The 21,361-nt window shown below is 38.2% G+C and carries 19 protein-coding genes and 2 tRNA genes; 11 read left to right on the top strand and 10 right to left on the bottom strand.

The genetic code is table 11. The features are described from left to right. The 10 genes from HHL20_RS18135 to HHL20_RS18085 all read right to left on the bottom strand — a co-directional run bounded on the left by HHL20_RS18135 (position 1) and on the right by HHL20_RS18085 (position 11,987). A complete protein-coding gene (locus HHL20_RS18135) occupies positions 1 to 1,461 on the bottom strand; it encodes a hypothetical protein (RefSeq protein ID WP_169232592.1) in 1,461 nt (486 codons plus the stop codon). Next, positions 1,461 to 3,590 carry a hypothetical protein gene (locus HHL20_RS18130; protein ID WP_169232591.1) on the bottom strand — a complete coding sequence of 710 codons (2,130 nt, stop codon included), beginning with the start codon at positions 3,588 to 3,590 and terminating at the stop codon, positions 1,461 to 1,463. Before HHL20_RS18130 ends, HHL20_RS18135 begins: the two co-directional genes overlap by 1 nt. 24 nt (positions 3,591 to 3,614) lie before the next feature. Continuing rightward, a complete protein-coding gene (locus HHL20_RS18125) occupies positions 3,615 to 4,826 on the bottom strand; it encodes a 3'-5' exonuclease (RefSeq protein WP_169232590.1) in 1,212 nt (403 codons plus the stop codon). A gap of 188 nt (positions 4,827 to 5,014) precedes the next feature. After that, complete coding sequence (locus HHL20_RS18120) at positions 5,015 to 5,296, bottom strand: hypothetical protein (protein ID WP_169232589.1); 282 nt, start codon at positions 5,294 to 5,296, stop codon at positions 5,015 to 5,017. Positions 5,297 to 5,305: 9 nt separating this feature from the next. Next, the gene (locus tag HHL20_RS18115; protein WP_162304136.1) at positions 5,306 to 5,473 is read right to left on the bottom strand and encodes a hypothetical protein; all 168 of its coding nucleotides are present in this window, start codon (positions 5,471 to 5,473) and stop codon (positions 5,306 to 5,308) included. A gap of 233 nt (positions 5,474 to 5,706) precedes the next feature. Further along, positions 5,707 to 9,075, bottom strand: a complete 3,369-nt coding sequence (locus tag HHL20_RS18110; RefSeq protein WP_169232588.1) for an HD domain-containing protein — start codon at positions 9,073 to 9,075, stop codon at positions 5,707 to 5,709. A gap of 225 nt (positions 9,076 to 9,300) precedes the next feature. After that, positions 9,301 to 9,507 (bottom strand): hypothetical protein, encoded by a 207-nt coding sequence (locus HHL20_RS18105; RefSeq protein WP_169232587.1) that lies wholly within the window; start codon positions 9,505 to 9,507, stop codon positions 9,301 to 9,303. A 776-nt stretch (positions 9,508 to 10,283) separates the two neighbouring features. Continuing rightward, entirely contained in the window at positions 10,284 to 10,628 is a 345-nt protein-coding gene (locus tag HHL20_RS18095; protein WP_169232585.1) for a nuclear transport factor 2 family protein, read from the bottom strand. A 188-nt stretch (positions 10,629 to 10,816) separates the two neighbouring features. Then, entirely contained in the window at positions 10,817 to 11,071 is a 255-nt protein-coding gene (locus HHL20_RS18090) for a hypothetical protein (protein ID WP_169232584.1), read from the bottom strand. Beyond that, positions 11,061 to 11,987, bottom strand: a complete 927-nt coding sequence (locus HHL20_RS18085; RefSeq protein ID WP_169232583.1) for a hypothetical protein — start codon at positions 11,985 to 11,987, stop codon at positions 11,061 to 11,063. The genes HHL20_RS18090 and HHL20_RS18085 overlap by 11 nt, the downstream gene beginning before the upstream one ends. Before the next feature lie 363 nt (positions 11,988 to 12,350). Here HHL20_RS18085 and HHL20_RS18080 point away from each other — a divergent pair, with 363 nt between their 5' ends. The 11 genes from HHL20_RS18080 (at position 12,351) to HHL20_RS18030 (ending at position 21,356) form a co-directional block, all read left to right on the top strand. Continuing rightward, complete coding sequence (locus tag HHL20_RS18080; RefSeq protein ID WP_169232582.1) at positions 12,351 to 14,441, top strand: ATP-dependent nuclease; 2,091 nt, start codon at positions 12,351 to 12,353, stop codon at positions 14,439 to 14,441. Then, positions 14,432 to 14,917 carry a UvrD-helicase domain-containing protein gene (locus HHL20_RS18075; RefSeq protein ID WP_169232581.1) on the top strand — a complete coding sequence of 162 codons (486 nt, stop codon included), beginning with the start codon at positions 14,432 to 14,434 and terminating at the stop codon, positions 14,915 to 14,917. Before HHL20_RS18080 ends, HHL20_RS18075 begins: the two co-directional genes overlap by 10 nt. Before the next feature lie 55 nt (positions 14,918 to 14,972). Then, complete coding sequence (locus HHL20_RS18070; protein WP_169232580.1) at positions 14,973 to 16,187, top strand: UvrD-helicase domain-containing protein; 1,215 nt, start codon at positions 14,973 to 14,975, stop codon at positions 16,185 to 16,187. A 1,462-nt stretch (positions 16,188 to 17,649) separates the two neighbouring features. Then, positions 17,650 to 17,724 (top strand) — tRNA-Pro (locus HHL20_RS18065). Positions 17,725 to 17,743: 19 nt separating this feature from the next. Further along, positions 17,744 to 17,817 (top strand) — tRNA-Arg (locus tag HHL20_RS18060). A 21-nt stretch (positions 17,818 to 17,838) separates the two neighbouring features. After that, positions 17,839 to 18,078, top strand: coding sequence for a GIY-YIG nuclease family protein (locus HHL20_RS18055; protein WP_169232579.1), 240 nt, complete (start codon positions 17,839 to 17,841; stop codon positions 18,076 to 18,078). Between the two features lie 175 nt (positions 18,079 to 18,253). Next, positions 18,254 to 19,024, top strand: a complete 771-nt coding sequence (locus tag HHL20_RS18050; RefSeq protein WP_169232578.1) for a type 1 glutamine amidotransferase domain-containing protein — start codon at positions 18,254 to 18,256, stop codon at positions 19,022 to 19,024. A gap of 98 nt (positions 19,025 to 19,122) precedes the next feature. Next, positions 19,123 to 19,791, top strand: a complete 669-nt coding sequence (locus tag HHL20_RS18045) for a potassium channel family protein (protein ID WP_228463222.1) — start codon at positions 19,123 to 19,125, stop codon at positions 19,789 to 19,791. Between the two features lie 46 nt (positions 19,792 to 19,837). Further along, a complete protein-coding gene (locus HHL20_RS18040; RefSeq protein ID WP_317166059.1) occupies positions 19,838 to 20,248 on the top strand; it encodes an OsmC family protein in 411 nt (136 codons plus the stop codon). 61 nt (positions 20,249 to 20,309) lie between these two features. Further along, complete coding sequence (locus HHL20_RS18035) at positions 20,310 to 20,873, top strand: TetR/AcrR family transcriptional regulator (RefSeq protein ID WP_169232575.1); 564 nt, start codon at positions 20,310 to 20,312, stop codon at positions 20,871 to 20,873. A 63-nt stretch (positions 20,874 to 20,936) separates the two neighbouring features. Beyond that, complete coding sequence (locus HHL20_RS18030) at positions 20,937 to 21,356, top strand: hypothetical protein (RefSeq protein ID WP_169232574.1); 420 nt, start codon at positions 20,937 to 20,939, stop codon at positions 21,354 to 21,356. Positions 21,357 to 21,361: the final 5 nt, after the last annotated feature.

Here is a 21,361-nt window from a genome sequence, read left to right as displayed (position 1 = left end):
TTAAGTTAATTCTAAAATTTCAAAGTATACATCCTCGTGTGTCGGACCAAACATGCTGCTCCTTCTGTTATTGTAACTGACCCTTGCAGTAGTCGAAAATATGGGAGGCTCCACATATCTCAGCAGTCGTTTAAAATTGTTATATTTCACATTTTTAGCAGGGTCCGTGCTGTTCTGGAACAGAAGGTAACAGGGTACATCAGGCTTAGATTTTCTAATGTGCATCACATCCTCTGCTAGTTTATTCTCATTAAGACTGTCGCTTGCAAACAGGTAACAGGTATTTATATAAATGCTATTTGCGTTGTCTAGCAGCTCATAGCCCAGTTCTGCAAGATCGGCAAGATAAAACGTCGTACCCTGATCGTTATATGCGCTGTTCTGCATCATGTATTCAGCCTCCTCACGCATCGACCCATAATAATCGACACCAAAATAGTCAAAAGAAACAAGTTCACCACTATCCGAATAGAGATGGTCTACCAATGCTATGCCCGAAGTAGCCGGACCACAGCCTACATCAATAAACTTAATCCTGCCGTTTGTCCCATGAAATCGAGCTATATGGTTGAAACGCTCAAACAAATACAAGGAGGAGTAGTAATGTTTGCGCATATTAAAATAACAGTAAAGTTTAACAATATCATTACTGGTCAGATGGCCATATAAATCATCAAAATGTGCCTGCCCAAAATTAATGATCTTTTTCCTGACGGTATACTGGTCATAGCCCAGCAAAATCTCATGCCATTCCGTTCTGGGATGGTTACGGAGATAATCAAGAAACTTATTGTTAAACAGCGCTTCTGTGAAAATAGAAGGCTCATAAATTTTTTTAACTTCATCTTCGATCGCTATCTCTGCGGTAAACTGCTGGCGGTTCTGTTGGTAGATCTCAAGTATAGGATACTGTTGAAGCAAATCAGGATCTTCAAAGAGTTCTTCGAAGGTATGTAGTGCAGCTATTTTGCCTTTTCCCTCAAGTAGAGCAGCAGTCTGCACGTGATAGGTGTATAGATCACGTAGTACGTCATTTTCGTAATCCTCCACCCCATCAGTTATCGCCGATGATAGTTTTTCAAGATACTTCCCAAAAAGCCTACAATGCGATTCCGCATCTCTATACTGCCTATGGTGCATCCATGCCCTGAGTCTATTCTTAAAGATGTTTTCACCAATATGGTTCGAACAGTTCATTACCGAGGCAAGTATATTTGCTCTCTTGAAATAAAAACCCAGTTCTTTGAATAAAAACTGTATTTCCTCGGATCCTTCGGTCTGATCATCAAGCTGCATGGTACTTAAAAGTACCAGAATCTGATTTGCAAGATCCGTATTTCCCCTATTGACATCAAGGTTGATGAACATCAGCTTCAGACTAGCTCTGTTTATGGAGATGTGCCCGATGATCTCCTGTGCGTTCAGCTGAAGAATTGTATCTTGAAAATCCTGCAAAATCATTATCTACTGACTATTTTTTTTTCAAGTTGAATTCTCAGCTGCATTTCCTCCATGTCAATTTTGTCCCTGTTGTCGTACAGGTAACGTAAAAGATCCTTCTTGGCGAAAAAAACACGGTCTAGGAAGTAAGCGGCATCCCCAAGCTCAGTTATGCTCACCGGTAGAATCTTTATTTTTGCTTTATGGCAGAACGTTCCAAATGTTGATGAAAACGGAATCTCCTGTGGAAGAAACGAAATCTGTTCGATAAACTTTTCAAAAGGATCAACGAACGATATACTACTGTAAAGTTTACCGTAAAGAAGTTTTTCAAAAACAGGGAAATTTTCGCCCGGTATTTTCTTTCCTACCTTTTCATCCTCAATATCCTCCCTAATCCTGATAGTCTCAGCTGTAATACCGACCAGACTTTCAAATACAAAACGGTAGACTAGTTCAATAACCACATAATCAAAACGGGTGGACAGCTGGAATTTGATCGGCTGTTTCCCTTTGACCATGGATAAAGCAAGGTTAGAGGAACTAAGTCGCTCCTCACTGTTTCTTAAATTTTTATAACCATAAAAATATCCAAGAACCGCAAATGCATATTCACCGAATGAACGTGAATAAACGGATGCGATATCCCTTCTGGCAACCTCTATTCCGTTAAGATTTCCGTAATTTCTCAGGAAAGCAAATACGTACAGCGGCAATGCCGATTTTTGCTTGGACTCTTCAACTTCCTTTAGCGCCTTTTTCCGTTCAACGTTACTCACAAGTAGTGAAAGAACACGTTTAACAGCTGGCGAATCCTCGCCAGAGGCTTTCAGGATCTTCCCAAAGTCCAAAGTATCTGCATCGGTAAAATTTTCCTCTATCTGAACCCTTGCAAAAAGCCATTTCAAGAGCGATTTGTCAGGTGGACAATTTTCATTGAACAGGTAACTATAAAATTCCGAAATAGTATTTTTCTGTACAATTTCAACTCCGAATCCTTCATCCAGAACCTGCATAGCATAGAAAAAATGTTGAGAAAGACTCCTAAATACTTTGCTCTTATCAACGGTTAAAAGATCATAATTGCGTAAAAAAGCCAAAAGGCCAAGAATTCGGTCGTATTTATCAATTTTTGACTGATAATCTTCACTTCCCTTTTTTTCTAAACTTTTAAAGTTGAACTGCTGCCTGATAACGACCTCCCTGACAATTATTATGTCCTCAGGAATGAATCCTCCATTGAACAGAAGCGAATCATTGAGAATAGCACTTTTTAGATCATTGCTCTGAACAATTATTTTTTTTATTCTGGTAACTGGCAATGGTACAGCCAAAAGCGCAAAATTATCAAAGACCGTAATATCCTGATTTTCTATCTGTAATACATCTATCTCCAGTAGAATATGATCGCTTGAGGAATGTGATGAACTGTTGGACAGAACAAGAAAGTTTCCGTTTACAGTCTGAATATCGGTAAACGCCCGGTTCTTTACATAACTGGAAGGCATTAGTAGTCCCGAAGTGTAATAATGAAATATATTACCTTTATGGATCTCCACATAAACAGGTTTTGATAGATCAAAATTGATTTTGTCCATTTCCACGTTATTTCGGTCAGTTTTTGATCTCTTATCAGTAGGCCCATAATCTGCTTTATCATTTCGATCGACATCAAAAGAAATACTTCCTTGTAAAAATTCCTTTCGAACTTCCATAGTCCCACTATCTGATAATCCATCTTTGTTCTCCTTGGTTTCAGTTTGTTGCTGCATAGTCAAGAGCTCAGAATTCTGACTTTGCTCATCCTGACCATTGTCAGTCTTGGAGTCCCTAGCGGAGTCATCTACATCATTCTCGGGCCCGTGATTCGTTTCTTGCAGCATGATGGGCCTGCCAACATTATCTAACGTCTCTTGTTCAGATTCCACGGATATCTTTTTTTCATCTCTTACCGTCGTTATATCGTGGTCTATTTGTGCCTGACCAGCAACCTGCTCCCCGCTATCGACATTTCTTTCTTCTATATCTGAAGCCTTCTTGTTTTCTTTATCTTTAGGCGAAATAGCCCTCTCCCAAAAGCTTCTGCTATCTTGCGGCTTTTTTGTATCTTTCTTATCAACGGGTTTATTTCTTCTATTTCCTTTAGCCATTTTTAATCTTCCTTTTTTGAATTACTATAAACCCTCCAGGATATCCTGCTGGGCATTTTCATTATAAAAATCCAGTACATCTGGCTTTCTGTTGCATAAAATGAAAATATCATTTCTGGCCCTTGTCACCGCAACATAATAATGACTTCTTGTGGCATAAAATCTGTCGCTTCTGTTCTTAGTTATCATTGCTTTGTTGGAAAGCTCAAATAAAGCCATGATCACGATATCAAATTCTAGACCTTTACATGATTCATAGGTCGTTATGAAAGGTGTCCGGAATTTTCGCTTTAAAACTTCCTCATCCGCAGCACTCATCTCGTTATAATAATACGAAAAGGACTTTTCTACCGGGGCGTCTTCATCACATCTGTACCCATTGGATATTAGTTCATTTTTTATGGTCTCCACTTCGTTTCCGAAGTGAACTAAGATTCCGATGTTACTGTTTGGATTATTTTCAATAATTTCTATAATTAAATCCATCTGCTTCCCATGGGAAAGTCCGATTCTGATCTCAGGTCGGTTACCAGGTGACAGTTCCGAAGAATCTATATCCTGAACACGGAGATCATCTGGTACAAAATTCTTCGCCAGATCAAATATCTGTCTCGTATTTCTGTAGTTTCCGCCAAGATATTGCTGGTCAGCTCTAAACTGCTTTCGCAGGTTGTCCAGAATGATGTCTTCTACCTCGTCAGGTGGATAAAATTCTCTATAATTCTGCGCCCTGTCAGCTCCTACCGTTACTACTTCTGACAGGTCAAAAGTATTATTGTAAACATTGCCCGGAAGATCCTGACCCTCATCATAAAATAGTTCATCAAACTTTTGCTGACTACGTTTTTTTCGGATATACCTCCGAAAATTCTCACCCATAACATCGCTGTCTTCATCTTCATTGAAATAAGCGACGTTGTCCTTATGCCACTGATAAAATGTTGACAGCCTATTTTTGACAATATCATCAATCTGATCTTCATTAAGCTCACCAAAAAGTTCCTCGGCACTTGCTTTTAACATTCCTCTTATCGTATAGATCAGTGTCCGGTTAAAGGTAAAAAGCATAATCTCCTGCTCCTCACCGATAGCCCTTAAAAACCTAAAAATGGTAACAACTGTCTTACCGCTGCCCGGTCCTCCCGTTACCAACACAGAGTGTCTTGGATTGTAAGCCAGTTGCTGATCGTTATATAGCGCAGTTATGGCAGGTAATGAAAATCTGAATTCTGGCATAGTTATCTTATTTTTTTTTGTTTATGCCTTCCCTAAACCAACAATCAACATCGTCCAGCAGCTTAAAGTCATACCACTGCCGGCTGCAATCATCATTGCACCTACCGCTAGTTTCCCAAGAAGAGGCACCAAATCTAAAGAACAGTCCTGTTTGCACCCAAACTGGGCATCGGACTGTTTTGTCCACATTATTTTGTCCTGAGCAAATTTACTTCTTTTTCTTTATAGAACAGTAGTCCAAATTGATTATAATGATGTGTAAAATAACAGTTGTGAAATATCACCCATTCACTAAAGTTCAGCTCACCCATTATGGGATTTACAGGGTATACCTCTGGATTCTTTCTGAAATACTCCCTGAATTCCCCCAGCTCTACATTCAATTCTCCAATGGCATCTGCCAATGTTGAACACTTTAGTAATAAAAGCATGTCTTTGGGCAGAACAGGGTGCTTAAAGTCTTTTGGCATATATTTTTTTTAATAACCATTTTCCTTTACGAGACTCTCCTGTTCACTCGTATAATAGCTTGTCTGTGGCTCATTTCCGTTGGAAAATCTTCCAAAAAGTGAAAGATGCTCGATCATGTGCTGAGGCGTCATTGTTCCGAAATTAGGTTTCTGTTCCCCACTAAGTTTGTTAAGCATTTCGTCCAGAAAAGCATGTTCTTAAATATTGATCATTTTTACGTTATTTTGATATCCTACTTCAACTCCAGCTATCCCGAAAATTTCGCCACATTCAGTCGCAAATTCCAGAATCTCTGCAGTGTTGTGCTACACAGGTAGAACCACAAAGACCAAAAAAAACAGTACAGATTGTATCGTTATAAACAGTGCAGCAATTACGGAAAAAGACGAAGCATATTACTTACATTCATTTACAACGAATGTGAATAAAAAGGATTTAAACCATAATCTTCTGTGTCACTCATATTAAAAAACTGATAGTAACTCCCTTTTTCCGTCTCGAAAATCGTCTCTTCCACAAAAACTTCAATCGAAAGATGTTCCAGGGGTTCATAATTTTTTATCAGCTGTCCACTTTCGATCATAACATTGATCTCATCGATTACCATATTGGTCTCATGCAGTAAAAATTCATGGTCAAAATAAGTATTATGATCAAAAAATGGCAACTCCATGACCTTGTCTATCAATTGCGCAAGTTCTGCCGAGCTTGCTATTGGTTTTTGTTCAAGAACTGCGATGTTCGCTAAAATCCGAAGTAATCTTTTTGTGAAAGGATGTCGCTGATTTAGTATTCCCGTGCCATAACCCATGGCATCTTCGTAGGGCTCTTGAAATGGACCGATCTGTGGGAATACATCGATATATTCATGAAGCTCTTCACGGATCTCATATAGCAGCTGCCCGAAATATTCCTCTTCCACGGTCTCGATATTTTCTGCCGCCTTCGTCAATATCTCGAAATATTCAGGTGAACAGGTCGCTACCGAAGGATCCCATCTGGCCTGGATCAGTGGCGGTCCACCAAACCAGGGTGATTCCACAAAGCGGAATGAACAAAAAGTGTGGCTAAGGAATATATAAGACTGAGCCAGAAGACTTCCCGTAATAGCCTGCACTGAGCCTTTTTTCTTATAAAGCTCAGGATAGCTTATATCACTGATAACAAAGGTATCTCCTCTCCAGTCCAGCAGATTCTCGTCCAATTTATGCCGTTCGTCAAACTCCTTCAGGACCATTTCCCTAAACCAGTAGGTATAAGACGGTTGAAAATGGACGGGTCGGCCCATATGGTTTTTCCATGTATCAAATTTTAGGATTCCCTGCTCGTTAACAGTCATCAGGGGGGCATTCTCCAGACCGATGAATTTAATTATTACGCTAAGTGGGACGCGATAAAAGAAAATCAGATAATTGATATACATCATCCTTTTCTTCAGATCAGGATCCATAAGCTTTTCTTTATGTATTTCAATGATATACAGATAGAGTTTCTTTGCTAAAGCCTCGTCCCAAAAATATGTCTGCTGCCTGATCTCGGTCCTGGAAATATTTGTCTGCCTGATATCATTTTTGATAAACTGCACGTGCAATTGGGGAACAACAAACCTTTCCATCGGATAATAATCAAAGAAATCCTCTGACAGGTGTCCTTCAAAGGAACCTCCCTCGACGGAAGTTGGCGGAATCGCTCTTGGAACCAAAATTCCGTCTAGGTAAACCTTGTAAGGTTCGGTCGAATATGAACTTTGTCCATATGGATAATCTCTGCCAGGGTTTGCGTGCTTGTAGGAACTCCAGATGGATCTTATCTTTACTATCCTGTCTTGCGTCCTCTTTCCTGGAAATACCAGTGAATATTCGGGTTTGTTGCTGGGATAACCGGCAATTTTTAAAAATGGATCTTTCGGAATTATAAAACTGACGGATCCGGTAACCCCTTCCATTTTCAGATCATCATGGATCGAAATCTGTTTTACCGTGAAATGTTCCCTGGCAAGTTTCAGGCTCTGTGGTAAAAAAATCTTGCTGAAATCAACTGCGGTATCCAACCTGTGAACTTCATATCCAGGGTAACTATCTGTTTTATCGAGCGGGTCAACAATAACAGTACTTTTGCCTCCTTCCTTGATATATATCGGAAAATCAATATATCCCGTAAGATTTTTCAGATAAGAAGTGATATCAATCCGTGGATCTTCATCAACTTTGCCTCTGATCTTATTCTTTGAAACATAAACCGTTACTGTGGTTCCCACTGGCTCATACTCGTGGTTGGTTGCAGATACCCGGAACTGCTGGTCAACGTGGGGAATATCAATATTTATAACCTTACTGTCACTTTTAATGTGTGGATCTTTAAAGGTACTGATATGGACCTTGTCGGCAACCATGAAACAGCTCAGGATACCCACACCAAATTTGGAAATCGGATCCATCTCCAACCCCAGCTGTTTGAATTCATCGCTTCCATAGTAGCTTTTTCCGGCAATACTCAGATAATTTTCAATGATATACTGATCCATTCCGATTCCATCATCCTTAATAGAAACGGTCAAGAGATCATCCCCTGCGTCTTCTACCTCAATTGAAATTCTTCCAAAATTGCTCACGGTCGCACCTGTATTTTTTTCGATCCATTCCTTACGCATGCGGATGGCATCAATTGAATTCTGAACAAGCTCACGGATAAATACATATTTGTCCCCACTGTAAATCTCTTCGCTAAGTACATCAAACATTTTGGTTCTATCGAACTGAAATTTAATTAGGATAGGGTCAAATCCCAATGCCCGAACATTCCACTTGATATCAAAAATATTAAGATAGTATCTTTCGCTTGGATCATCTTTCAGCAAGTCATTACAGCCCACAAGCTGCTCCACGCAGAAAGTTCGCAGATCCTCTAGTTCGGCATAGACCTTATAATCATTGGTCTGCCCATCGACCTGTATCAGACGCCCATTCTGAAATGCCACAGTGGCAAGAGAATTTATCGCGAAGTGCTTTGACCACTCCATTTTGGAACGGTATGACTGTGGTGCTGTATATTTATAGATCGCATAAGGTGTGCGTTCATTGGTGATATCAAAAAGGTCAATCAGGCGAAGATAGATAGCTACCGCTCTGAGGTTTACCCGTTCGCCCTTAACAATATAATTCAATGGATAATCATCCTGATCCCTGAGCTCCTTGAAATCCAGCCAATGTCCGATACACACTCTCGCGGCTGCCTCTCCTATTCCATTATCAATCGTCTTAAAGTATTTTCTAACTCGTTGTGCGCTTCTTTCCGCATGGGTCTTCCTAATGTATTCCTGCCATGTGAAATCTGAAATCTTATCAGTTTTTTCGCCAAAAACTTCAAGATGTCTGGCAAATCGGTTATGCTCGGAATTGAGCAGCGCATATTCCTCAGGGCTGCTACCGGGGCGGTCTGCTATGGCATCTTTTTCGGCCTGTGATACAGCCATCCCCCAGTCGTGTCCAAATATTGACAGACACAGGATCAGTAGCTCGGCCGCATTGAGCCGCTCAATAAGTTCATGTCCCAAAATCTCCTCGGCCAGACCAAGTAAACGGCGAAGATGAAACTCTTCCTCGTGTGGTGTGTATTCAGGAAAAACCTGGCAGATAAATTTGACATGCTGGCTTACTAATCTTTTGAAAGCAAGAAAAATATCCATATAATCACTAAATGCCAATTTTTCCGCAGATTTATTTTGTAGAGCTGTAAGAAGAAATGAATCCTCTACCATAACAGCATCAAGTTTGTTCATAATTCTAAATAGTATCGTGTTAATAGTTGAGCTTAAATGTAGTGAAATAATCATTATCCAAAGCCTGAAAAAGGTTGAATTTTCAATAATCTTCTGCCTTTATTTCATGATTATGGCATACTATTTCCAGCTTGCCCTGTTCTAAGAGATAATCAGTCCGCTCACTCTAGCAAATGCCTCTAGGTACAGTACATCCATTTTCTTCGTGCCCCAGTCCACCTATAACTAATAGGTACGATTACTGATATCACTACTGAATGGAGACCAATTTTCTATAGTATCATAATAAGATGAACTGACCATAATTTTCTTTGCTTCTTCGCTTCCATTCTTCCACTCCAGCTCTATATATTTTGAAGAACCCTGGGCAGAAAGAAGACAGCAAAATAAAAGGTCCAAAATAAAGATTGATCTTACAAATAAATTACTCATAATGGGCCATCGTTATTTTATCGAAATCCGATCCATCTTCATCGATCCTTTGTCTAAAATACCTTTTGGTCAATTTAAAAACAGCACCTTCACTGGTAATAAATATAAAAAAAGAGACGTTAAAAAATAAACGTCTCCCTAAGCGAGAGAGGGAGCCCCACTCGAACTACTTCTGCCATTATTATCATTCTTTGAAACCTTGAAATAGAATAACAATTCGATTCTGTATTGTTTCAGATGAATCAAAGTTTGTAACCGGTGAATTATTGGTAATAGACGGAGGACTTAAAACAAGATGAAATCTTTATTGATTGAAGACGTAGATATCATAATAATTACGATAGTATCTATATTTCGTTTTACCGGGGCGTTCCGATTTCGAACACTCATCGGCAGCGCTTTCCGCTATATCTTTCGCCCAGCAAAAGGATGCCGCTCCTATCGCTAACGCGGAAAATAATGGAACTGAAGGACTATAAATCGCGGGCTCAAATCATGGTTGATGTCATGGAGTATGAGCGCATAGAAGAGGTCATGCAAAAAGCCACCGATCAGGTGGCTTTCAAAATAAAAATTTCAAAATTCCAAGATTTTAATTGTCTTTAAAATTTTCATTCTCTAAGGGAAGTCCTGTAAATAGCCTAAGAATAACCTCACTTTTCTTATTCAGTAATTGATAGTAACTCTCTCCATTTCCATAATAACCGATAGCATGGAACAATTCCAACGTTCTCATGCTACCCGCAATCCCCAAGAAGTGTTAAGGCAATCTATCTTTAAAAATTATTTTTCTTGATAACAAAAGCTTTTAGCTCAGCTATCTTTCCATCCTCGAATCGCCAAAGATCACAATAATCAAAATGCTCATATTTCCCTTCTTTATTTTTTAGTCGGATTTCTCCGGTCACCATCACAAAATCGCCATCTTCGATAGTTTTTTCCACGCTGAATACAGGAGGCTCATAATAGAATTCTTTCATATAAGCCCGTACTTCTTCTTTCCCATTAAGGATACGCTCTCCAACAAATACCCATTTTGTTCCTGGAGTACAATAAGCTAAAAAACTTATTAATTGATAGATTGTCACCGGGTAGGCTTCTGTTTTATAAGGATAATTCAAAAAATATTTGCCTGTTTTACCCTGAAGGTAGATTTTACCGTATCCCTCGAGTCAAAAAAAATTAGCGGAAAACTAAAATCAGTAATAACTGTTTTAGTATTACTTTTCATAAAATAGGTTAATATAGTAGAAAGCCTTGGGTTCCCAGCCCAGGGCTTTTTCATTAATAAATTCATCAGAGTAATGTTTTACTTCTTCTGGATGACAATCCCGCCGAACCTTGCTTCCTGCACGATGAAATCTTTACCATCGATCAGGCAGAGGAATTCAGATTTAGAGTCATCTTCCCCCAGTACATTGCCGTGTATGTCTTTATAAACAATCTTCAGTCCGCCGGATAGGTCTGTATTGTAAAATTCAAGAAGCATTCGGTCCGGACTGTATTTATCTTTCGATGAACAGATACTGCAGATATATTTAGGGTAACGTGGATTATATTTCACTTCTTTTGTGCAGTTTGAACAGAACTGTTTGACCTCCCCTGCTTTTAAGTCCGGATTCCCATGCATAGATTTTTTCATGCTGTCCATAGCTGAGCTCTTTTTCTTTTTTTAAGCTGTTGAAAGTTTCGATCACTTCTCTTGAAAGCACAAAAGGCTGCAGAGATTGCTGGTGATCAATACTAAGTGTCCTGAACCAATTGGGGTCTACCGTAATTTCTTTCCAGAAATCTTCGATATTTAAAAAGGTGCTAAGCTTTGCCGGAATACTTTCTGACTCTCTGTCATTTATACTGTATCTGAGGATTTCAAAATGCTTTCCGGTATAGATCAGTTTATAGCAGTAAAACTCATCGAAAAATGAAATAATTGGTACTTCCTTCTTGAGGACAGCTTTATGAATGGATTCAAGATCGGATAAGCTTAATTTTTCCGTCTCTTTGCGCTGGGATTCCTTTTGCAATTTTAAAGTGGAATAATGTCTTTCCAGCAGGTTCTCTCTCCTATCTGCTGTAAACGCCAGGGATTCTCCTGAGCTGATAAGTGTTCCCATCTCTGTATCGTAGAGCTTCTCAGCAAAAAAATCATTATTCCTCACTTTGTCATGGATCCTTTGGGAGATAAGCCGTAGTTTTCCGTCGAGGCTGTAGGATTCTTTGAGGCCATAGTCAAAGTATTCCTTATAATCATCGCTGGAAAGAATTTGGAGTGACTGTAGATTTATAAGATGCTGCTTTACTTCACACTGTACGCCGGATTTTGAAGAATCCTCTTTGCCCTTGATGGTACTGACCACAAGAAGTCCTGACTCAAAGTCTATAAAAGTCTGCAGGATCTCCCTGCCTTTATCAGGGGAAAGCTCAAAATTACCGTGCTGGCATTTCCTAGGTCTGAAAAAACTGCTTTTTAGGATTTTCATGATCGTTTGTTTCTGCAAAAATAAAAAGAACTTTATTAGGGCGTCCTCTTCGGGGGGCTTTTCTTTCCAATCTTTTCAGCATGAAAAGGATTTCCATTGCAATCCCTGACGCTTAACATCTCTTTGGTCAAATAAATCAATATCAGAGGAGCTTAGAAAGAAGATCGTTTTTCTAACGATCTAATATTATCAAGTTTAGAGTCCGTTCACATCGCAATTTCAATTTCACCGTGAGAAATCTTATCGATATAAAGTTGTAGTACCATTGATATCTTATTCTTTTGCTCTTAGTCAAATAGAATGACAGGAAATAGCTTTCAATTCAAAAATTTTAATTATTTTTATAAGAAAGCTATTTAACCTATGTATATTTCAAAAATATCAATTGAGGGATTTCGTAATTTCCCTCATAATGAGATTTTATTCAATGATGGCGTAAATGTAATAATCGGCCATAACAATTCCGGAAAGACAAGCCTAATAAAAGCGATCAGTCTGGTCATCAACAGTGAAAGCTCCAGACGTCTTGAAATGGACGATTTTTCTAAAAGCTTGACATTGGAGCAACTTAAAAATAACCCGCCAGCTGTAACTATTACTTTAACATTCAAAAAAAGTATCGATGAACCCGCCAATAGTGAAGATCTTGTCACTGTATCAGATTGGCTAACTGTACTGAATGCTGATTATGAGGCTAAATTGACGTATAGATTTTTCCTCCCAGTAGATAAACACGATGAATATGAAACTGCATTAGCAGACTGTGAAACGAAAGACAAAGCATGGCAGGTTATTAAGCAGGATTATCTAAGGTTCTATACCTACAAAATTTACGGAGGAGATCCTACCCTCCTACAGACAGCGGATTCAGATTCTTTACAAAAATTTGATTTCCAGTTTTTGAATGCAATAAGAGATGTTGAAAGAGACATGTTTACTGGCCGCAACACGATGCTACGTGAAATTCTGGATTTCTTTTTGGATTACGACATAAAATCAACAGATGAGGCTGTAAAGTCAAATGAGGAAAAAGTAGCGGAAATCAAAGCCGCAAAACAGGTCTTCTCAGACCAGGCTGCTGCGTTGATTACGGAACTCCAGCGCCGGATGCGTGCAGGGAAAGACCAGATATTAAATTATGCAAGGCAGACAGGTGCAACTTTTAATAACGCTACTCCTGACTTCGACGGAGGAATTTCTGAAGTTGAACTTTTTTCCGCACTAAAGCTAATAATTGGCTACGCGGGGCTAGATATTAAAATCCCTGCTACACATAATGGGCTTGGTTATAATAACTTGATCTACATGTCTCTTCTACTTGCAAAAATGCAGGTAAATTCTGATGGAAAATATCTTGGTAGCAATGCGAAGGTTTTCCCAGTACTGGCTATCGAAGAGCCAGAAGCACATCTTCACCCTTCCATGCAGTATAAGTTCTTGAAATTTCTAAAGGAAAACAGACTTGAACGAAAGGTAAGACAGATTTTTGTGACTACGCACTCAACACAGATAACATCGGCTGTTTCATTAGATGATATCATATGTCTACATAATCTGGGCAATGAGATCGTAGCAGGATATCCAGGAAAATGCTTTGCAGATAATGACGAAGGCCGGGAATCAAAAGCCTACGTTCAGAGGTTCTTGGATGCAACCAGGTCCGACATGCTGTTTGCACAAAAAGTGATTTTTGTTGAAGGACTCGCAGAACAGGTCTTACTTCCAACACTAACGAAGTATATCGATATTGATATTGCAGATCACCATATTGCGATTGTTCCAGTGGGAGGAAGATACTTCGATCATTTCCTACAGATTTTTGATTCAACCCGGCCTTTTACGATACCTAAAATGGTATTAGTATTAAAAGACAGGGATCCGGAAAGAAAGCGTAAGGCAGGCGGAAGCTTTGGGAAATGCTACACCTTTGATGTAGGTCAAAACGCAGCTTTATATGATTATCGTAATCATATAGAAGACAAATTGGAGACCTACCAAGCTCATCCAAATATTAGGTTTTTCGGCCAAAACCATAAAAATGGAAAAACATTTGAATACGAACTTATGCTTTCCAACCTTCAGAATGATATCCTTCTAACTCGGTCGATTTCAAACAAAGATGAATTAAATGATCTAATACAATGGTACAACGATGGTCGCCCTGAAGTTGATCTTCTCAATAGAATGAGGGATAGCCCAGCCTCAAGAACATTCAGGGCAGCACTTGAAGGTTTAGCTGATAATACTTGGACGCAGCAAGAAAGAAAGGAGGTAATACTGGCATTTAGATATCTTTCGTCCGTAGGCAAGGGTGAAAATGCGTTGGAACTGGCAACATTGCTTGAAGAAAATCTTCTTCTTCCTGAAATGGCAGTAAATCCAGAAGATAAAACACGAAAGATCTTTAATGTACCTGATTATATTCAACAAGCAATTCACTGGATATGCCAATAACAACAATTACCTCAGAAACCATTATAGATACGGAGGAGCATTTTAGAATATTTGCAGGACCTGGCGCAGGAAAAACACATTGGCTTGTAAATCATATGCGCCATCTGCTTCAAAGTTCCAACAAATTTGGTGCAACAAAAAAAATTGCATGTATTACATACACAAACGTGGCCGTCGAGACGATCGTAAAAAGGCTACAGTTCGGTGCAGACAGAATCGAAGTTTCAACGATACATGCCTTTCTTTATAGCAATGTCATAAAACCATATATTGGATCCATTGCCGAAGAATTTGGCTTCAATGCTATAAAAATGGACGGTCATGAGGAACATAGAGCCAGTCGGAGCAAAATTACCGAGTGGCTAGATGAACACCCAGGAGCACCTAACCTCAGAAATCCGTATACGCTCAATCAATTAAAAGCTCTTCCTTACTTTATGACAGGGCTAGCAAACTGGCTTTCAACAATAGACTAAATTAAATGGTGATCAGATTGTCCTATCAGTAGATAATAGTAAAGCTTACTATTTTATGCCTAATGGTACACGAAGAAATTTTGGAGCAGCAAACTGCCTAAATATATTGTCTACTGATCTGCTGTCCTACAAAAAATTATTCTGGGCAAGAGGAGTCCTTCACCATGAAGACGTATTATACTTTTCCTATATCCTACTAACGCGCTACCCTTTCATCGTAGAGGTTCTGAAAACAAAATATCCCTATTTCTTCATTGATGAATTTCAGGACACAAGTCCTATCCAGGCCAGAATATTGAAACTAATCGGTGCGAGTGGCACTGTTACCGGTATAATCGGTGATATAGCCCAGTCCATTTATAGCTTTCAGGGAGCAGAACCCGCACAGTTTACAGATTATCATTTGGAAGGTTTAAAGGATTATAGAATTATCGACAATCGAAGAAGTACAAATGAAATCGTCGGCATCCTCAACCACATCCGAAAGGACATGGGACAGGAACCTCTTAGAAACGTTACAGGTGAAAGATGTAATCTCCTAATCGGAAACTATAGACTTGCAAGTGAATTTGCACAGGGAATTTGTGGCGATAACCTTACCATCCTTTCATGGGACAATATTACTGCACGCGAGCTCGGATCTCAAATGGTAGCAGATAGACCCGATCACAACCTTGTAGAGGATTTACAGGCGATTGACAATTCTGATAGACGTAATGCAATTTTATCCTGTATCAGTGCCGCAGAATTTGCAAGAGAAAAGCGGTTTAAAGATGCTTTGAAAGAAATGTCGTATAATTACCTTCATATCAGAAACAAAAATGACCGAAAAGCTATGGCGTTGGATGGACTCTCAAAGCTTTTGTCAAAATATGATGAATATCACGATCAACCGCTTTTGGATTTCTACAATCATGTGCGCACTGATGTAAGGAATAATTTTCCTGCCATCACCAGAGGAAGGGCTAAGGAATTCTATGAACGCTATTCTTTTCAGCAACTAGCAGTTTGCATAAGAATCGATAATGAAAGATCGCCAAGTAAAACCATTCATAAATCCAAAGGAGATGAATTTGACAATGTTCTGGTGGTTCTGAAAAAAGAGGAACATTTTGATTTTTTGGTTCGTCAGACCTTAAGAACAGAGGAGCACAGAATATTTTATGTAGCGGTTAGCCGGGCACGAGAAAGATTATTTATATCTGTACCAACATTGGAAGAAGGTAAACTGCGGCAAATTGAGCATCTCTTTGAAATAAATAATCTATAAAAATTGGATGGGGTACTACCCCGTCTTTTTAGGTATTAATTAACTCATTTTATTGACGTCCTGAGTAAATTTAAGATCTTTAGAGATCTTGCTAAGCGCTGTCTACAGGCTATATATGTATTTTTAGAAGAGCAGGTTTACAATTACTATATTTATTCTGTTTCGCTAATCCTAAATAGGAGAAACAAAAAATAATTCGGAAAACCTTAAGATACAATAGTACCTCCTCTTTCATCAATTACATAGATATTTAAAACACTAGTATGAAAATTTGTACCTTTGAGAAATTAAAAGTTGTTCTTTGGAGTCGCTGAAATATATACTTCCTAAATCTGCTGAAATATCTTATAGCAAATTCATGGCAGTAATTTAAAACATCCTTATAGGTTTAAAGTAATTTGGAAGAGATGGGTTAGAATCCCTCTCTTTCCGTTGAGACGTAAACGCGCAGTTTTAGGCATGGAAAATAAGATTATGGCATAATCTTGCAAAATGCTGCATCGGTTGAAAACGGCTCTAACAGGGTTAAAAACAAAGAAAGTTCCAGTCCCTCACTTGCATGTTAAAAAAGAAATTGTAAAACATGTAATTAAAAATACATTTCTTTTATAAACAAAATTGGAGCTGATTTATTATCAACTCCAATCTATTAAATATGTATTTCAGCTATTATAAAAGTCCGAAAACTTAATAAAAATCAATATGGCAAGAGGATTCGAACTTGAATTACAAATCACAAAATACTGAAAACCAATATATTGACAATTATACTTCTTAAAATATTAGGACAAAAGTTCGAAAAATCGCTCCCGTCAACATATCGCAAAAGGATTCGAACTCTCCGAACACCAACACAAATATCTAATAATCAAACATTTAATTTCAAAATCCAATTCAAATCTTGTATCAGACGGTTCGAAGATAATCCTTCCAAGTTCACAGAACCTCATAGCTTTTGTTATGAGGTTTTTTGTTTACAAATTTAATCGCAGCTTGAAATTCTGTATACTAAAGACAGATTAGTGAACTTTTAATTTACAGTCATTTACTGATTTAAATACTTACTTGGAAAAAAGTGGAAAGAATCTTTTTCATCTTCCATTACATTCATTTTAAGCAATGCTGCCGTAAATTTTTACCTTTATTTTCAATTTCATGTATACATATACTGTTATTAGAATGTTGTTCTAAATATATATGTTCTATTTTTATTTTTTAAAAAGTATTTGCTGATTTTACCCGGATAGAAATTAAAAGCAATAGAAAGTATTGCCGGTAGAAAGAATGAAAGTAAAATTTTTCTCATTATTATTTTCTATAAAACAATGGTTATTAATCATGTAAATTTGCTGGAATGATTTTGTTAAAAAATTATTCTGATTTTATTTTTATAATTCAAAAAAAGACTCTATATTTGCACCCACAAAAAACAAGGTAATATACCTGTTTTAGATGATCTCATCGGGGCGTAGCGTAGTCCGGTCATCGCGCCTGGTTTGGGACCAGGAGGTCGCAGGTTCGAATCCTGCCGCCCCGACTTTAAATTTTATTTTTTAGGGTGCGTAGCTCAGCTGGATAGAGCATCTGCCTTCTAAGCAGACGGTCAAAGGTTCGAATCCTTTCGCGCTCACAAAACCTCATAGCTTTCGTTATGAGGTTTTTTGTTTATATTAGTTCCCATGTGTTATTGTTATATCCTTTTTCTCAATCACTAAATAAATATTATATCGGACATTCTTGTGAAAACTTACAAGAAAGAGTACGAAAACATCTTTCCGATCATAGAGGATTTACCTCTAATGCCAAAGACTGGATTGTTGTTTACAGTGAAAAGTATGATTCTAAGATGCAAGCATATCAAAGAGAACGAGAAATTTCAGTATCCGATTAATTTTCAATCCTTAATTATAAAAGAAATTTTGCCAATTCCATTACATTATTAAAATTATAAAAATTGAAAAGGCTTTAAATCTTGTTACTTACAAAAATGTTAGCTTATTACAAAAAGAACCACTTGTTGGTTTTATTGCAGATATGTAATTAATTTGTATCTGTAAAAAAACAAAATGAGCCTAAAAAACACGAACGCGGTTCGTTCTGAGAACCCGAAAAAAATTGCTATCGTAATTGCCAATCCAGCCATTTCAACAACTACCGGTTGGCCGGTTGGCTTTTGGTGGAGTGAGCTTACCCACCCCTATTATGAATTTTCAGAGAAAGGCTATCATATAGAGATCTTCTCTCCCAATGGAGGCAGATGTGAAGCCGATTCTATGAGCGATCCTAATGATCCTAGCGGTTATTCTTCAACAGACCTTATAAGTCAGGGATTTATTCACACACCTTCTTTAAAAAGCCTGGTTGAAAATACCAAAAAAGTTTCTGACATCGACGTTTCGAAATTTGATGCTATTGTTGTAGCCGGGGGACAGGCTCCTATGTTTAACTTTGCGGAAGCAACAGACCTCCATCAGAAATTTGTATCGTTTTACGAAGCCGGCAAAATAGCAGCAGCACTATGTCACGGTGTTGCCATCCTTAAATACGCGAAACTTAGTAATGGAGAATATTTAGCCAAAGGCAAAACTATGACCGGATTTGCCAATGTGGAAGAAGATTTTGCAGATAATGCCGTATGGGATTATAATCTCCTGTCAAGAGATCAGCATCTTATGCCCTGGAGAATTGAAGATGAAATGAAAGCAATCGGTGCCAATTACATCCAAGCTGGTTTATGGAAAGGTTTTGCAGTAAGAGACGGGAATCTGGTAACCGGACAACAAAATTTCAGCGGCAGTGAAACAGCGAAAATCGTTATAGCCGCATTAGGCGAGTAATTCATTAAAATTTATCAATTACAGAGTTGATTAACACTGTTTTTATTATGGTTTTTGACAGTCATAGTGAACAGTATGATCCATAGAGAGCTATATAAATGCACAGTAAAAGAATACATCAGAGACTCAGTGATTACAGGTTTGAATTTTTGTTAACTGCCCTACTTTTTTTGCTTTTTGATAAAATTCTTTTTCCCGACAATACGATTTTCCTGAAATATGTCTGGCCGGTCAATATGATTCTCATTGCAGCAGCGTGCTTTGGAATCTTTAAAGAAAGAAGCAAAAGAATTAATGTTCTCAAGAATATTTTTAGTTTAATCAGCATTCTGATGCCCATAGGATTTTTATTTCTCAGCCAAAATTTATGGTTTATCGAATTCCTTACCGTATTTTTTATTCTATATTATGTGTTTATTTTTATAGAAGTGATGCGACAGATTACCAAGGCAAGGGAAATTCGTATTAACGTGATTATAGGATCCTTTTGTGGCTATATGATACTAAGCCTGGTCGCACTGTTTTCCTATCTTTTTATAGAGCTTAATTTTCGCGGATCTTTTCATGGGATTACGCAAAACAGTATTTCTCAGGTATATAACGAATTATCTTATTTTAGCTTCATAACGCTTACCAGTATTGGCTTTGGTGACATTTATCCGATAACGGATATGAGCAGGCTGGTTGTAGCATTTTTCGGAATGGCAGGACAGTTTTACATGGTAGCTGTCGTGGGAATCATCATTTCGAGGTTTGCTTCAAAATAAATTAATTTAATTAAAAATATAAATAAAAAACACGAATAGTATGCAGATTAAAAGAAAATCAACCGCAGTATGGAGCGGAACAGGTAAGGAAGGAAAAGGAAGTTTAAGCACCCAAAGCACCGTATTAAATGATACACAATATGGCTTTAATTCCCGTTTTGCAGATGGCATCGGCACTAATCCTGAAGAACTTATTGCAGCGGCACATGCAGGATGCTTCAGCATGAAACTGGCTTTTAACATTCAGGCAGCAGGTCTTGCGGCAGATGAGCTAAAAACCGAATGCGAGATTGTACTGGAAGACGGCAGCATTACACAATCCAACCTTACGCTTTTCGCAAAAGTTACAGGCATAGATCCTGCAAAATTCGACGAACTGGTAAAAGATGCCGAAGCAAACTGCCCGGTTTCCAAATTGTTGAATACAAAAATTACCGTACATTACACATTGAATTAATACCAATGCCCGTCAGTAAAATCAATGACATTTGAATGACGGACATTTGTTCAAAAGTTGAATGACAGAAAAATATATTGATACGAAAAATAGCAATCCGGGAAAACAGATTTGGATTCTTGAAGGTTATAAAAACTTCGCAATACATGGCGAAAACGGACTTAAGATAGAGAAGCTTGCCAAAATAACGGGAGTAAGCAAATCTTCATTTTACCATCATTTTGCTGATACCGAGTTATTTTTGGATCAGCTTTTTGCATTTCATATTTTTCAGTGCAGGATTATTGCAGATAAAGAAAAGGCTGTAAAAAAAATCAATCCTGAATTAATAAATATTTTAACCGAGCATAAGATCGACTTATTATTCAACAGACAGCTGCGTTTCAATCAGGATCGGGAAAATTATAAAACAGTGCTTGACAAATCCAATCAGATTATTGGAACAGACTTCGTAAGGATCTGGTCAGAAGATCTTAATCTTGCTTTGAGCATCAGACAGATGGAAGGCTTGTTTGAACTCGCCCTGGAGAATTTTTTCCTCCGCATTAATCAGGAAAATCTTACGACAAGCTGGCTGACTTCCTATTTTGAAAATCTTGCAAAAATTGCCAAAAATTTCGAATAATATTGTACGGAAGCGTCTAAAATCCTAACAGCCTGCTGATTAATTTTGCATAAAAATTAACAGATGACGGAACAATTCCATAAGTTTTATCTTAAAATAACAGCAATTACAGTCGGTTCATTTGGTCCGGTTTTCTTTCTGGGATCTATGCCGGAAACCTCAGAACCCGCAAGATGGACATTAGATTTACTAAGCCTTCCTGTGGACGGCATACAAAATTATGACGCTTCTACCACACGTTTCTTATCTGCACTTACCGGAGGGTTTCTGTTCGGATGGGGAGTATGTATATGGTTTCTGCGAAAATGGGTGTATGACAAGGCGCCGAATGAAGTAAGAAAGGCTGTACTGGCAGGTCTCATCGCATGGTTTTTATTGGACAGCACCGGTTCTGCAGCTTCGGGAAACACCAGCAATGTATTCATTAATATTACTGTTCTCATTATCGCTACAGGCCCGCTTTGGAAGCCAGCTCAATCTTAAATTCT

It is taken from the genome of Chryseobacterium cheonjiense (genome assembly GCF_012927265.1).
In the GTDB taxonomy this organism is placed as follows: Bacteria; Bacteroidota; Bacteroidia; order Flavobacteriales; family Weeksellaceae; genus Chryseobacterium; species Chryseobacterium cheonjiense.
The sequence above is the reverse complement of the archived record's forward strand: the minus strand, read 5'-3'. Positions and strand labels throughout refer to the sequence as shown.

Bases quoted from the DNA above. Each gene is read 5' to 3' on its own strand.
- HHL20_RS18135 (WP_169232592.1), bottom strand. From the start codon at position 1,461: ATGATTTTGCAGGATTTTCAAGATACAATTCTTCAGCTGAACGCACAG.
- HHL20_RS18130 (WP_169232591.1), bottom strand. From the start codon at position 3,590: ATGGCTAAAGGAAATAGAAGAAATAAACCCGTTGATAAGAAAGATACA.
- HHL20_RS18125 (WP_169232590.1), bottom strand. From the start codon at position 4,826: ATGCCAGAATTCAGATTTTCATTACCTGCCATAACTGCGCTATATAAC.
- HHL20_RS18120 (WP_169232589.1), bottom strand. From the start codon at position 5,296: ATGCCAAAAGACTTTAAGCACCCTGTTCTGCCCAAAGACATGCTTTTA.
- HHL20_RS18115 (WP_162304136.1), bottom strand. From the start codon at position 5,473: ATGCTTAACAAACTTAGTGGGGAACAGAAACCTAATTTCGGAACAATG.
- HHL20_RS18110 (WP_169232588.1), bottom strand. From the start codon at position 9,075: ATGAACAAACTTGATGCTGTTATGGTAGAGGATTCATTTCTTCTTACA.
- HHL20_RS18105 (WP_169232587.1), bottom strand. From the start codon at position 9,507: ATGAGTAATTTATTTGTAAGATCAATCTTTATTTTGGACCTTTTATTT.
- HHL20_RS18085 (WP_169232583.1), bottom strand. From the start codon at position 11,987: ATGAAAATCCTAAAAAGCAGTTTTTTCAGACCTAGGAAATGCCAGCAC.
- HHL20_RS18080 (WP_169232582.1), top strand. From the start codon at position 12,351: ATGTATATTTCAAAAATATCAATTGAGGGATTTCGTAATTTCCCTCAT.
- HHL20_RS18075 (WP_169232581.1), top strand. From the start codon at position 14,432: ATGCCAATAACAACAATTACCTCAGAAACCATTATAGATACGGAGGAG.
- HHL20_RS18070 (WP_169232580.1), top strand. From the start codon at position 14,973: ATGCCTAATGGTACACGAAGAAATTTTGGAGCAGCAAACTGCCTAAAT.
- HHL20_RS18055 (WP_169232579.1), top strand. From the start codon at position 17,839: ATGAGGTTTTTTGTTTATATTAGTTCCCATGTGTTATTGTTATATCCT.
- HHL20_RS18050 (WP_169232578.1), top strand. From the start codon at position 18,254: ATGAGCCTAAAAAACACGAACGCGGTTCGTTCTGAGAACCCGAAAAAA.
- HHL20_RS18045 (WP_228463222.1), top strand. From the start codon at position 19,123: ATGCACAGTAAAAGAATACATCAGAGACTCAGTGATTACAGGTTTGAA.
- HHL20_RS18035 (WP_169232575.1), top strand. From the start codon at position 20,310: ATGACAGAAAAATATATTGATACGAAAAATAGCAATCCGGGAAAACAG.
- HHL20_RS18030 (WP_169232574.1), top strand. From the start codon at position 20,937: ATGACGGAACAATTCCATAAGTTTTATCTTAAAATAACAGCAATTACA.